We start from the raw sequence: 11,900 nt of genomic DNA on the forward strand, positions 1-11,900 counted from the left end.
CATCAGGCCTGGCGTGCATGGGCCACGGCAGCGGCCACCTGCTCGTCGTCCGGCCGAATGCCGGTGTAGAGCACGAACTGCTCCAGCGCCTGCAAGGCGATCACGTCAAGCCCGGTGATGACCGGCTTGCCAGCGGCCTGGGCGCGCCGTACGAACGGTGTCTGGGCCGGCAGCGCGACCACGTCGATCACCCGTTCGGCCGCGTCGACGGCGTGTTCCGGAAACGCCAGTCGCTCGGCTTCAGGGCCACCGCTCATGCCGATCGGCGTGACGTTCACCAGCATGGGCGGGCACAGGTCGCCCAGCTCGTGCTGCCAGCGGTAGCCGCACAGATCGGCCAGGTGACGGCCAGCCTGTTCGTTGCGCGCGATGATCATGCCCTGGGTGAACCCTGCATCGCGCAAGGCGCAGGCGACGGCCTTGGCCATGCCGCCGCTGCCCCGCAAGGCGAACGCCGTGGACGGGTCGATCTGGTGCAGGTCGAGCAGTTGGCGAATGGCCAGGTAATCGGTGTTGAAGGCCTTGAGGTGACCGTCGGTGTTGACCAGCGTGTTGACCGACTCGATGGCGGCTGCCGAAGGATCCACCTCGTCCACCAGGGCCAGGCAGGCCTCCTTGTAAGGCATGGACACGCCGCATCCGCGAATGCCCAAGGCCCGGATGCCCGCCACGGCCGCAGGCAGGTCGTCGGTGCTCATGGCCTTGTAGTAGTAATCCAGGCCGAGCTGCTGATACAGGTGATTGTGAAAGCGCACCCCGAAGGTGCCAGGCCGGCCGGCCAGCGATATGCACAATACGGTGTCTCGGCTAGGGGGGACGGCGGTCATGGAGGCTCCTTCGAGTGACAGGTAGGTGACGTCGGCCGCTGGTCGGGCCTTACACAACCTTTACCCATCACGCGTGTTCCGGCAAGCGGTTTGACGGTCAAATAGACAGTCCCCGAACATGGGGTTTAGCGAGGATAGCAGCAATGAACCGTCTTCTTCCCGGCGTGGTCCTGTTGACCGGCATCCTGGCCTTCAGCGGTCCGGCGGCCGCCCACGGTGGCGGCTGGCGCGGCGCGGGCCCGGTGCTGGGCGCCGCCGTGGTGGGTGCCGTGGTCGGCGCCGTGGTCTCAGGGGGGCATGACCGGCCGACGTACGTCGAGCGGCAACCGGTGTACATCGAGCGACAACCGGTCTATTACGAGCCTGCACCGGTGTACATCCAGGCGCCACCGCCGCCGGTGTACTACCAGCCCCAGCCCTATGTGGTAGAGCGTTATACCCGTGTACTGCCGCCGCCACCGCCGCCGCAGTACTACCGCCATTATGGCCCGCCGCCGGTCTATTACGGCCCGCCGCGCTGGTGAGGGGGTAAGCTGCAAGCTCCAAGCTCCAAGCTCCAAGCTCCAAGCTCCAAGCTCCAAGCTCCAAGCTCCAAGCTCCAAGCTATCAGGTGAACCTGTGGGAGCTGGCTTGCCAGCGATAGCGATGGTGCCGACACCGCCGTCATCGCTGGCAAGCCAGCTCCCACAGGTTGCTTGCAGCTTGCAGCTTATGGCTTATGGCTTATGGCTTATGGCTTGAGCTTGAAGCTTGAAGCTTGAAGCTTGAAGTCTGCGGCCTACTCTCTCGATTAACTTTCCTTCATCTATCCTGCTTCTTTCACGCGGCAATCGACAGCCTCTCGGCCATCCTCCAGAATGCCAGCGCTTCGTCAGCGGGCCCTCCCTGACAGGCCAATGACAGACTCTTTTCTAGTGAGCTTCGATGTGAAAACCGCTCTTCCTTTGCTCAGCCTGCTTGCGTTGCTCACGACTTCGACCCTGCTGCCCGGCACGGCGCTGGCCGCCCAGCCGGCGACGGCGACCCAGCGCGACCCGAGTGCGCTGCACCTGGCCTCGGGCAGCGCCTTGTTGATCGACCTGAACACCGGCAAGCAGCTCTACGCCAGCCACGCCGACCGGGTCGCGCCCATCGCCTCGGTGACCAAGCTGATGACCGCCATGGTCGTGCTGGACGCCAAGCAGCCGATGAACGACATGCTGACCATGACCATCGCCAACAACCCCGAGATGAAGGGGGTGTACTCACGCGTGCGCCTGGGCAGCGAGCTGGACCGCCGCGAGACCTTGCTGATCACCTTGATGTCGTCGGAAAATCGCGCCGCCAATACCCTGGCCAACCATTACCCAGGGGGTTACCCGGCCTTCATCAAGGCCATGAACGCCAAGGCGCGCAGCCTGGGCATGAGCCACACGCGCTACGTCGAACCCACGGGATTGTCGACCCAGAACGTCTCCACGGCCCGCGACCTCAGCAAGCTGCTGCTGGCGGCGCGCAACTACCCCCTGCTCAGCGAGCTGTCGACCACGCGGGAAAAGACCGTGGCCTTCCGCAAGCCCAACTACACCCTGGGCTTTCGCAACACCGACCACCTGGTCAACAAGAGCAACTGGGACATCAAGCTGACCAAGACCGGTTTCACCAATGAAGCGGGCCACTGCCTGGTGCTGTTGACGCGCATGGACAACCGCCCCGTCGCCATGGTCATCCTCGACGCGTTCGGCAAGTACACCCACTTCGCCGATGCCAGCCGCCTGCGCCAATGGCTGGAAACCGGCAGCGCCAAGCCTGCCCCGGCTTCCGCCCTGCAGTACAAGGCCGACCGTCATGCGCGCAATGGGTTGGCGGCGGACTGAGCCACAAGCCACAAGCCACAGCATCGCGATAGAGATCTCCTTCATCTACATTTCTCTCATCGCCCTGCTGTTCGCTTGAAGCTCGAAGCTCGCGCCCCCTGCCCCCATAAATTTACCCGAAGACCACTCGTTCCCCTGATGACCCGAACCCTGCGCAGCGTGCTGTCTCGCGCTGGCAGGCCGTTCTGCATCCGCCCGCAACGAGATGGCCATGACCCCGACCCGTTCTCGCAACGCCCTGCTCATCGGCGCGCCACTGGCCCTCGCGGTCGCCGTGGGCAGCGCGCTCGCCTACCACTTCTGGCCCCGTGAGCCGGCCTACCCGGTGAAGATCGTCGAGCAGGCCGAGCGCCTGCACCGGCACATGCTGTCCTTCGACAGCCGGGTCACCGTGCCGCTGGGCTTCGGCAGCGCCGGGCAGGAGGCGGACAAGGACGGTCCGGATCAGTTCGATCTGGTCAAGGCCGGCAAGGGGCGTCTGTCGGGTGCAGCGCTGGCCATCTTTGGCTGGCCGGAGATCTGGAACGGGCCGAACGCCCCGCACCGGCCCACGGCCGGATTCGTCGAAGAAGCGCGCCATCAGCAGGAGGTGCGCTACCAGATCATCACGGGCATGGTGCGCGACTTCCCGCACCAGGTCGGTATCGCCTACACCCCGGCGGACTTCCGGCGCCTGCACGATGAAGGCAAGTTCGCCGTGTTCATCAGCCTGCTCAACGCCTACCCGCTCGGCCATGACCTGTCGCAGCTGGACCGCTGGACCCAGCGTGGCATGCGCATGTTCGGCTTCAGCTACACCGGCAACAACGACTGGGCGGACTCCTCGCGTCCGCTGCCGTTCTTCAACGACACCGCCGATGCCTTCGGTGGCCTGTCCCCACTGGGCGAGCAGGCCGTCACCCGGCTCAACGACCTGGGCGTGATCATCGACGTGTCGCAGATGTCGACCCCGGCCCTGGAGGACGTCGCGCGCCTGAGCCGTGCGCCCTTCGTGGCCTCGCATTCGGCGCCGCGTGCCCTGGTGGACATCCCGCGCAACCTCAGCGACCGGGAAATGCGGCTGATCAAGGACAGCGGCGGGGTCATCCAGGTGGTCGGCTTCGGCCAGTACCTCAAGCCACTGAGCGCGCCGGTGCTGGCCAAGCTCGGCACCTTGCGCGAACGGTTCGGCCTGCCTCCGCTGCAGGGCAACCTGACCAATGCCTTGATGCCAGGCGATGCGGTCATCGCCGGCTGGTCCGAAGCACGCTTCGGCGACTACGCCAGCCAGCTGTACGGCATTCTCGAAGAGGAGCCCAAGGCCACCGTCGCCCAGTTCGTCGACGCCATCGACTACACCGTCGCCAAGGTCGGCATCGACCATGTCGGCATCAGCTCGGACTTCAACGACGGCGGCGGGTTGGACGGCTGGAAGGACGAAAGCGAGATTCGTAACGTGACGGCGGAACTGCTCAGCCGAGGCTACAGCGAAACCGACATCGCCAAGCTGTGGGCGGGCAACTTCCTGCGGGTCTGGGAGCAGGTCGAACGGCTGGCCAGGCCTGTGGCGATGCGAGCGCCCTGAGGGTTCGTCGCACCAAGCCAAGCGCGCGCTTTTTGCGCGCAGCCATGACAAAGGGGCCATGGACAGCCCCGATACTGCTGCTCAGCGACGGCAGGTGGACTTTGCACAGACACGAAAACTGCGGCGAGGCCCCTGCCAGGGCCCTCGCCTCGCTCGCCTACCCCGCTGCCGCCAGCCGTGCCTCCTGCCGCGCCTGGGCATGGCTGCGTGCGCGCTCCTGCTCGTAGAGCGACGCCGCGATTTCGTCGGCGCGCACTGGCAGGATCGACAGCAAGGTGTCGCTCAAGCCATGGCTGGCCTGGCTGAAGCCCTGCATGTAGATGGCTGCCTGGCAGCGTTCGTCGGTCAGCACACGGTAGTCGCGATCCACTTCGAAGCCCTTGAGGTAGCCTTCCAGCGGTGCCAGCAACTGACGGTGCAGCTGCCGCTCGTAGCCGGTGGCCAGGACCACCGCATCGTAACGTTCGACATGGACATCGCCGGTGGCATTGCTACGCAGGGTCAGTTCGATGCCTTGATCGGTGGCACAGGCCTGCTGCAGCGTGGTCAGGGTGCGGAACGCGTGGCGCGCCACGCCGGAGACCTTCTGCCGGTAGAAGATGCCGTAGATGCGCTCGATCAGGTCCAGGTCCACCACCGAGTAGTTGGTGTTGTGGTACTCGTTGACCAACCGCTCGCGCTCGTCGGCAGGCTGCTGGAAGACCAGGTCGGTGAACTCGGGCGAGAAGACTTCGTTGACGAAGGGGCTGTCATCGGCCGGCTTGAGCGCCGAGCCACGGATGATCATGTCCACCTGCACGCCGGGGTAACTATCGTTCAAGTCGATGAAGGCCTCGGCCGCGCTCTGCCCGCCGCCGATGATGGCGACGCGCATCGACTGGCCGTCGGCGCAGGGCTGCTCGGCCATGCGTGCCAGGTAGTGGGAGTGGTGGAAGACGCGCGGGTCGTCCTTGAGCCCAGCGAAGGCCTCCGGGATACGCGGCGTGCCCCCAGGGCTGACCACCAGCGCTCGGGTGGTGCGAGCGATCTGTCGGCCCTGGACGTCACGGGAGACGACACGCAGCGCCTCGACCGTCTCACCGCGCAGGACGGGCTCGACCCTCAGCACTTCTTCGCCATAGCGGCTGTGGGCCTCGAAGTGTGCGGCGACCCAGCGCAGGTAGTCGTTGAACTCCATCCGGCAGGGGTAGAACGTGCCCAGGTTGATGAAATCGACCAGGCGACCGTGGTGCTTGAGGTAATTGACGAACGAGTATGGGCTGGTCGGGTTGCGCAGGGTGACCAGGTCCTTGAGGAAGGAGATCTGCAACTCACTCTGGGTGACCAGGGTATTGCCATGCCAACGGTAGTCGGCCTGCTTGTCCAGGAACAGCACGTCCAATGGTCCTTGGACCTGCCCGCGCTCTTCCAGCGCGATCGCCAGCGCCAGGTTGGAAGGGCCGAAGCCGATGCCGATCAGATCGTGCACGACGGTCGATTCGGTTGCCTGAGTCATGTCCAGCGTCCTCTAGATGGATCTCCCCGAAAGGAGGAAGAAGTTGACCTTGTGACCGGTCGGCCAGGAATCAGGCGGCAGGTCGCATGTGTCTAGGGGACGACGCAGATGTAAGAAAATTTAACTGACAGAAGTGGCAGGCGACGGGTAGGTGGCAAGCCCTCATTGCAGTGATGCAGTCCGAATGCCCTCGACCACGCAGCGGCGAGACCGGCCGCCACGGACCTGTGGGAGCAATTGCCTTTTCTACTCGGTACATGCCCGACCGCATGCGGCGCCTGGCAGGGCCCTATCGCTGGCAAGCCAGCTCCCATAGAACAAAAAATAGCTTGTTGATTTCAAAGGAAATAATTTTAGAATCTTGTGGGCCCTTTGGGCCCAATCGCGGCCGGTCCGGCGCCCCGGCAGGGGCCGCTCCCACAGGTGACCGCGATAGCCTGCAACCCCGCGGTGGGGCTACGGGTGTAGGAGCGGCCCCAGTGCCGCGATGGGCCGCAAGGCGGCCCTAAAATCGATTAGCAATGAAGCTCCGGATCCTGCCAGCTATCGCCATGTTCTCTACGCGACAGCGCGGCGCCAAGGCGGCGAGCGGACTCCCACACAGACCTATGCAGCATCGACATAGGCATCACTGCGCAAGCAGCTTGTGGGAGCGGGCTTGCCCGCGATGGCGTCCGGTCCGTCGCCGCCTGCATCGCGCACAAGCCTGCTCCTGCAGGTTCTGGGTTCCAAGCGCGCATTCGTCGATGATCGAATACGCCTAAATTTTCCGCGTGCACGCTCGTTCATCGAGCAGCTCCTCTATTTGCCCCACGAGACCGCCCCGCATGGCCATTTCCCGTCCCCGCTGGCGCGTACGCGCGATCCTGGGCTTGCTGCTGGTGCTGGCAGCGACCGTCGCCTGGCTGACCTGGATCCCGGACAACCCCGGCTACTCGCGGGCGATCATTCGCCAGGCCGACGCCTTGCAGGCGCGCCTGCTGACCTTCGATGGCCATCTGGCCGTTCCGCCCGAGCTGAGCAGCCCGGGCATTCGCGGGGGCAGCGGCGGTCGTCCTTTGTTCGACCTGCCCGCCTTGGAAAAAGGCCCTGTGTCAGGCGCGGTCTTGAGCCTGAGCGATCGGTCCCCTGCCTGGCGAGACGACGGCACGCCGCCTCGAACCCAAGCCCAGTCCGTCGAACCTGATGACGCGCAACCGCTTGCCCGCTTCACCGTTCTCGCCGATCAGGTCCGCGACCATCCCGAGCAGCTGGCATTCGCCTACGGCCCTGACGATGTGCGTCGGCTGCACGGCGAAGGCCGCTTCGCCGTGGTGCTCGGCCTGCGCGATGCCGGCTCTCTGGGCACCGTCCTCGATCAGCTCGACGCCTGGGCGGCGCGCGGCATGCGCTTGTTCGGATTCACAGGCGCAGCTCACATGGCCCGGCCCGACGGCGCACAGCCGACGCCCTTCGTCGACGCGCCCATCGCGGCGCCGGATGGCCTGTCGCCCTTGGGCGAGCAGGCTGTCACCCGGCTCAATGACCTGGGCGTGATCATCGACGTGTCGCGGCTCTCGAGTCAGGCCCTGCGCCAGGCAGCACGGCTCAGTCGCGCTCCGCTGGTCGCCTCGCGATCGGCACCACGTGCGGTGCCGGGTCTGCCCTATGACCTTGGCGATGAAGACCTGCGGTCGATCGCCGCCACCGAGGGCGTGGTGATGATCCCGGTCTACGACGAAGGCCGCCCGGCGAATGCCAGCCAGAAAACCACGCTGCGCGACTATGGCGATGCCATCGACCAGGCGGTGAAGATCGTCGGCATCGCACATGTCGGCCTGAGCTCAGGCTTCCACGAGAGACGTGACGCCATCGGCTTCGAACCGGTCGGCCAGGCACGCAACGTCACCGCCGAGCTGCTGCGCCGTGGTTACGACGAAGCCGACATCGTCCAGCTCTGGGGCGGCAACTTCCTTCGCGTCTGGGCGCAGGTCCAGCGTTCTTCCACCTCCCTGGTCACCCGTTGACAGGCGTACGGCGCACTCTCCATGTCCAATCGCAGAACCTTCATCAAACAGGCCGGCCTGCTGGCCGCCTCGTTGCCGTTCACCAGCCTGGCCAGCGAGCCGGCCATGACGAGCGCGCCCCAAGGCCCGGCCAAATGGACCTGGCTGCGTTCGCTGTTCGAGCAGGATCCGCGCTACCTGCACTTCGCCAACTTCCTGATCACTTCGCACCCACGCCCGGTGCGCGACGCCATCGCCCGCCACCGCGCCGACCTCGATCGCAATCCGGGCCTGTTGATGGACTGGGACCTGGAAGAAGGCTGGAAACGCGAGGACCAGGTGCGCCGCGCAGCCGGTGCCTACCTCAAGGCGCACCCTGCGCAGATCGCCCTGACCGGCAGTACCACCGACGGCCTGGCCATGGTCTTCGGCGGCCTGCAGGTGCGCCCTGACCAGGAAATCCTCATCACCCACCATGAACACTACTGCGTGCAGAACGTGCTGGACTTCCGGACGGCGCGTGAAGGCACGCAGGTGCGTCGCATCAGCCTGTTCGACGACCCGCAGCGGGTGAGCACCGACGAGATCCTCGGCAACATCGCCAAAGGCGTGCGCCCCAACACGCGGGTACTGGGCATGACCTGGGTGCAATCGGGCAGCGGGGTCAAGCTGCCGATCGGCGAGATCGGCCAGCTGGTGGCCGAGCGCAATCGGGATCGCGACGAAAAGGACCGCATCCTCTACGTGATCGATGGCGTGCACGGGTTCGGCGTCGAAAACCTGGACTTCCCCGACATGCATTGCGACTACTTCATCGCCGGCACGCACAAGTGGTTGTTCGGCCCGCGCGGCACCGGCATCGTCTGTGCCCGTTCGGCCCAGGCCAGGGACATCACCCCCCTGGTGCCGACCTTCTCGGCCGACAAGGACTTCGCCACCCGCCTGAGCCCAGGGGGCTACCACAGCTTCGAGCACCGCTGGGCCCTGGACCAGGCCTTCGACCTGCACCTGCAATTGGGCAAGGCCGACGTGCAGGCACGGATCCACCAGCTCAACGGCTACCTGCGCGAGCGGCTGGTAGCGATGCCCCAGGTGGAGCTGGTGACGCCTATGAACCCTGCCTTGTCCTCAGGCTTCAGTTTCTTCCGGATCAAGGGACAGGACTGCGACCACGTGGCGAAGCAATTGATGCGCCAGCGGGTGGTGGTTGATGCGGTGGACCGGGACGTCGGACCGGTAGTGCGCACGGCGCCGGGACTGCTGAACGACGAAGCGCAGGTCGAGGGGCTGCTCAAGGCGTTACGGTCGGTGGGGTGAGACGAACGCGCGCAGTGGACACCGGACGGCGCTTTCAAGCCCTCAGGCCCGAATCACGGCGCACGGGCCCTGCCCGCCAGCCGTTCACCGTAGAAACATTTGCTTGCACTTAACCTGCGAGGAATTTCGATTCTCGTTCGTCTTTAGGGTTAAATCCCCAGGCTTCGCCCAGGGTGCGCTTTTCCCCGCGTCCCTGCGCCAAGCCCATTCATCGATCTCGCGACATCCAGGTTGCCCGTTCATCATGTCCAAAAAATCACGCTCGAAACTCTGGTTCCTGGTCCACAGCTGGCTCGCGCTGCCCATCTGGTTCTTCGTGCTGATCGTCTGCTTCACCGGCATGCTGGCGGTGGTGAGCCAGGAGATCGTCTGGCTGGCCAACCCGGACGTGCGGGCCAGCAAGCCGAACGACGAGGCCGAGCGCCTGAGCTATCAGCAGATCCTCGATGCGCTGCACAAGGCCGAACCGGACATGGCCGTGCGCTCGCTGAGCCAGCCGGACGGCTCGCACTTCGCGCTCAACGTCGGCGTCACCTTCCCCGACGGTACTGCCCCGACGCTCTATGTGAACCCCTACACCGGCGCGATCCAGGGCAAGAGCCCGGACTTCAGCTTCGAGCAGTTCACCCGCGCACTGCACGGCTGGTGGCTGGTGCCCTTCACCAACGGCTACAGCTGGGGCTGGTACCTGGTCTCGCTGCTCGGCCTGCCGATGCTCGCTTCGCTGGTCACCGGCCTGGTGGTGTACAAGAAGTTCTGGCGCGGTTTCTTCAAGCCTGTACGCACCGGCCATGGTTCACGCATCTTCTGGGGCGACGTACACCGCCTGGCCGGCGTCTGGTCGATCTGGTTCATCGCAGTCATCTCGATCACCGGCACCTGGTTCCTGATCCAGGCGATTCTCGGCGACAATCACATCACGATCTCCAGCGAACCGGTAGTGCCCGTGATCGCCCGCGAGGACGTGCCGCGCACCACCGACGGCACCCCGGCCCCACGCATCGACCTGGACGAAGCGGCGCGCATCGCCACGGCACAGATCCCGGGCCTGGACATCAGCTTCGTCTCGCTGCCTGCCACGGCCTACAGCCATGTCAGCCTGGGCGGTCGCGGCTGGTACCCGCTGATGTTCCAGAGCGCCGACGTCAACCCCTACACCCGCCGCGTGGACAGCCAGTTCCTGCTCGAGGACCGCTCGGCGCTGGAATTCGTCACCGAGTCCATGCGCCCCTTGCACACCGGCGACTTCGGCGGTCTGCCGATCAAGCTGATCTGGTTCTTCTTCGGCCTGGTCCTGACGCTGATGGTGCTGAGCGGGCTGCTGATCTGGACCAAGCGCACCGCCCAGGCTACCGCCGCCGCGCTCAAGCGTAGCGAGCGCGGCGTTCGTCCACGTACCCCGCGTCTCGAGACCGCCGTGGAGGCGCAATCATGAGCCAGGCCCCTGCCCTGCAGTACAGCCCCGTACGCCAGTTCTGGCTGAAATGGCGGTTCCACCTGAACATCCTGCTGATCCTGATCCCGCTGGGCTTCATGCCCAAGTACTTTGCCGATGCCAAGCTGTTCCGCGGCGAAGGCGGTCTGGGTGCGAACCTGGTCAAGGACATCCAGGTCGGCCCTTACCGCATCGACCTGGCCGAGTTCCGTGACGAAGCCCCCGTGGCCGACGGCCCCGCCGGGCATTTCAAGCTGTTCAACGCAGCCCTGTGCACGACCTGCACCGACGGCGCCAAGGCCGTCTACCTGCGCATCGGCAAGCCGCGCAGCCTGCGCACGGCCGGCACGATCTTCTTCGGCCCGCCCTACCGCATGATCACCTCATTGCCCATCCCGCCCCGTACCCAACCCGATGCCGAACTCTGGATCAGCATCGAAGGCTGGGACGGCAGCCTGCACCAGGCCTCGATCCCGCTGGCCCAGGCCTCGCCGGCCACCGTCGCCTGGCTGAACCGACAAGGAGCCAAGAAATGACCCCTGCATTGCGCATCCTCACCCTGCCGCTCCTGCTACTGGCCGCGACCCCTGCCCTGGCGCACAACCCGATGTGCGAGTGCTCGCCGGTGGACGCCGAGCAGATCAAATGCACCGGCGGCTTTTCCGACGGCAGCGGCGCGCCGGGCGTGACCCTCGACGTGATCGGCTACGACGAGCAGGTGCTGGTCGGCGGCAAGCTGGGCGACGACTCGAGCCTGACCTTCAAGCGCCCCGACGGGGAGTTCTACGTGCTGTTCGACGCCGGCCCCGGCCACGTGGTGGAAGTCGATCACGCCGATATCGGTGAGCCATGAGCCGCACCCAGGTCGTTCGCCCGGCCGGTGCCGGGCATGAATCGTTGTACGTCCTGCTGGTCGCGCTGCTGATCGTGATCGTGGCCGGCACGGTGGTGACGCTGCGCGGCGAGCGCGAGGACGAGGTGCGCTTCGCTGCGCACCAGATCGACGCGCGGCGCGACTTGAGCGCTGCCGAGCAAGGCCTGTTCACCGACCTGCATGTGGCCTTCGACGAGATCCGCCTGCTGCAGGAGGAGCGCGGTGAGCTACCCGACGTCGCGCAGCTCGCCGACGAGGGCCTGCCGCCCTTCGTCACCGACGCCAGCAGCGTCAGCCGCGGCGGCCATCGCTGGACGCTGCTCGACTCGGGTGCCTACCTGGGGCGCAGTCAGGACCGCCAGGTCGCAGGCGATCTGCTGATGCTGCCGCCTGGCGCGCCCGAAGCGTCGGCCGACGTCTGGCTGCTGCGCGCGTCCGGTGGACCGCTGCCCGACGCGCTGACGTCGGAAGCGCTCGCCGCGCAAGGCTGGCGCCAGGTCACCACGCACTACGACGCCGGGGTCACCCGCCAACACCGTCACTGAAC

11 protein-coding genes are annotated in these 11,900 nt (G+C 65.8%); 9 read left to right on the plus strand and 2 right to left on the minus strand.

All coding sequences use genetic code 11. The annotated features are described in order from the left end of the window. Positions 1–2: 2 nt before the first annotated feature. Positions 3–827, minus strand: coding sequence for a shikimate dehydrogenase (locus tag APT63_12285; protein AMA46336.1), 825 nt, complete (start codon positions 825–827; stop codon positions 3–5). A gap of 143 nt (positions 828–970) precedes the next feature. Between APT63_12285 and APT63_12290 the strand changes: the two genes are divergently transcribed. The 3 genes from APT63_12290 (at position 971) to APT63_12300 (ending at position 4,247) form a co-directional block, all read left to right on the plus strand. Next, positions 971–1,351, plus strand: coding sequence for a hypothetical protein (locus tag APT63_12290; GenBank protein ID AMA46337.1), 381 nt, complete (start codon positions 971–973; stop codon positions 1,349–1,351). A gap of 402 nt (positions 1,352–1,753) precedes the next feature. Beyond that, complete coding sequence (pbpG, locus tag APT63_12295; GenBank protein ID AMA47883.1) at positions 1,754–2,683, plus strand: D-alanyl-D-alanine endopeptidase; 930 nt, start codon at positions 1,754–1,756, stop codon at positions 2,681–2,683. Positions 2,684–2,894: 211 nt separating this feature from the next. Then, positions 2,895–4,247 carry a peptidase M19 gene (locus APT63_12300; protein ID AMA46338.1) on the plus strand — a complete coding sequence of 451 codons (1,353 nt, stop codon included), beginning with the start codon at positions 2,895–2,897 and terminating at the stop codon, positions 4,245–4,247. 157 nt (positions 4,248–4,404) lie between these two features. On the opposite strand, the gene APT63_12305 is transcribed toward APT63_12300, so the two are convergent. Continuing rightward, positions 4,405–5,742, minus strand: coding sequence for an ornithine monooxygenase (locus APT63_12305; protein ID AMA46339.1), 1,338 nt, complete (start codon positions 5,740–5,742; stop codon positions 4,405–4,407). A gap of 827 nt (positions 5,743–6,569) precedes the next feature. On the opposite strand from APT63_12305, the gene APT63_12310 reads away from it, so the two are divergent. The 6 genes from APT63_12310 to APT63_12335 all read left to right on the plus strand — a co-directional run bounded on the left by APT63_12310 (position 6,570) and on the right by APT63_12335 (position 11,898). Continuing rightward, positions 6,570–7,748, plus strand: a complete 1,179-nt coding sequence (locus APT63_12310; GenBank protein AMA46340.1) for a hypothetical protein — start codon at positions 6,570–6,572, stop codon at positions 7,746–7,748. Between the two features lie 21 nt (positions 7,749–7,769). Beyond that, the gene (locus APT63_12315; GenBank protein AMA46341.1) at positions 7,770–9,044 is read left to right on the plus strand and encodes a class V aminotransferase; all 1,275 of its coding nucleotides are present in this window, start codon (positions 7,770–7,772) and stop codon (positions 9,042–9,044) included. 244 nt (positions 9,045–9,288) lie between these two features. Then, entirely contained in the window at positions 9,289–10,479 is a 1,191-nt protein-coding gene (locus tag APT63_12320) for a peptidase (GenBank protein ID AMA46342.1), read from the plus strand. Beyond that, complete coding sequence (locus APT63_12325; protein ID AMA46343.1) at positions 10,476–11,015, plus strand: thiamine pyrophosphate-binding protein; 540 nt, start codon at positions 10,476–10,478, stop codon at positions 11,013–11,015. The genes APT63_12320 and APT63_12325 overlap by 4 nt, the downstream gene beginning before the upstream one ends. After that, on the plus strand, positions 11,012–11,332 hold the full coding sequence (locus tag APT63_12330; protein ID AMA46344.1) for a hypothetical protein: 321 nt from the start codon (positions 11,012–11,014) through the stop codon (positions 11,330–11,332). Before APT63_12325 ends, APT63_12330 begins: the two co-directional genes overlap by 4 nt. Further along, complete coding sequence (locus APT63_12335) at positions 11,329–11,898, plus strand: hypothetical protein (protein AMA46345.1); 570 nt, start codon at positions 11,329–11,331, stop codon at positions 11,896–11,898. The genes APT63_12330 and APT63_12335 overlap by 4 nt, the downstream gene beginning before the upstream one ends. Positions 11,899–11,900: the final 2 nt, after the last annotated feature.

The sequence above is a fragment of the Pseudomonas monteilii genome (assembly GCA_001534745.1).
Lineage (GTDB): Bacteria > Pseudomonadota > Gammaproteobacteria > Pseudomonadales > Pseudomonadaceae > Aquipseudomonas > Aquipseudomonas alabamensis.

Bases quoted from the DNA above. Each gene is read 5' to 3' on its own strand.
- APT63_12285 (AMA46336.1), bottom strand. From the start codon at position 827: ATGACCGCCGTCCCCCCTAGCCGAGACACCGTATTGTGCATATCGCTG.
- APT63_12290 (AMA46337.1), top strand. From the start codon at position 971: ATGAACCGTCTTCTTCCCGGCGTGGTCCTGTTGACCGGCATCCTGGCC.
- APT63_12300 (AMA46338.1), top strand. From the start codon at position 2,895: ATGACCCCGACCCGTTCTCGCAACGCCCTGCTCATCGGCGCGCCACTG.
- APT63_12305 (AMA46339.1), bottom strand. From the start codon at position 5,742: ATGACTCAGGCAACCGAATCGACCGTCGTGCACGATCTGATCGGCATC.
- APT63_12310 (AMA46340.1), top strand. From the start codon at position 6,570: ATGGCCATTTCCCGTCCCCGCTGGCGCGTACGCGCGATCCTGGGCTTG.
- APT63_12315 (AMA46341.1), top strand. From the start codon at position 7,770: ATGTCCAATCGCAGAACCTTCATCAAACAGGCCGGCCTGCTGGCCGCC.
- APT63_12320 (AMA46342.1), top strand. From the start codon at position 9,289: ATGTCCAAAAAATCACGCTCGAAACTCTGGTTCCTGGTCCACAGCTGG.
- APT63_12325 (AMA46343.1), top strand. From the start codon at position 10,476: ATGAGCCAGGCCCCTGCCCTGCAGTACAGCCCCGTACGCCAGTTCTGG.
- APT63_12330 (AMA46344.1), top strand. From the start codon at position 11,012: ATGACCCCTGCATTGCGCATCCTCACCCTGCCGCTCCTGCTACTGGCC.
- APT63_12335 (AMA46345.1), top strand. From the start codon at position 11,329: ATGAGCCGCACCCAGGTCGTTCGCCCGGCCGGTGCCGGGCATGAATCG.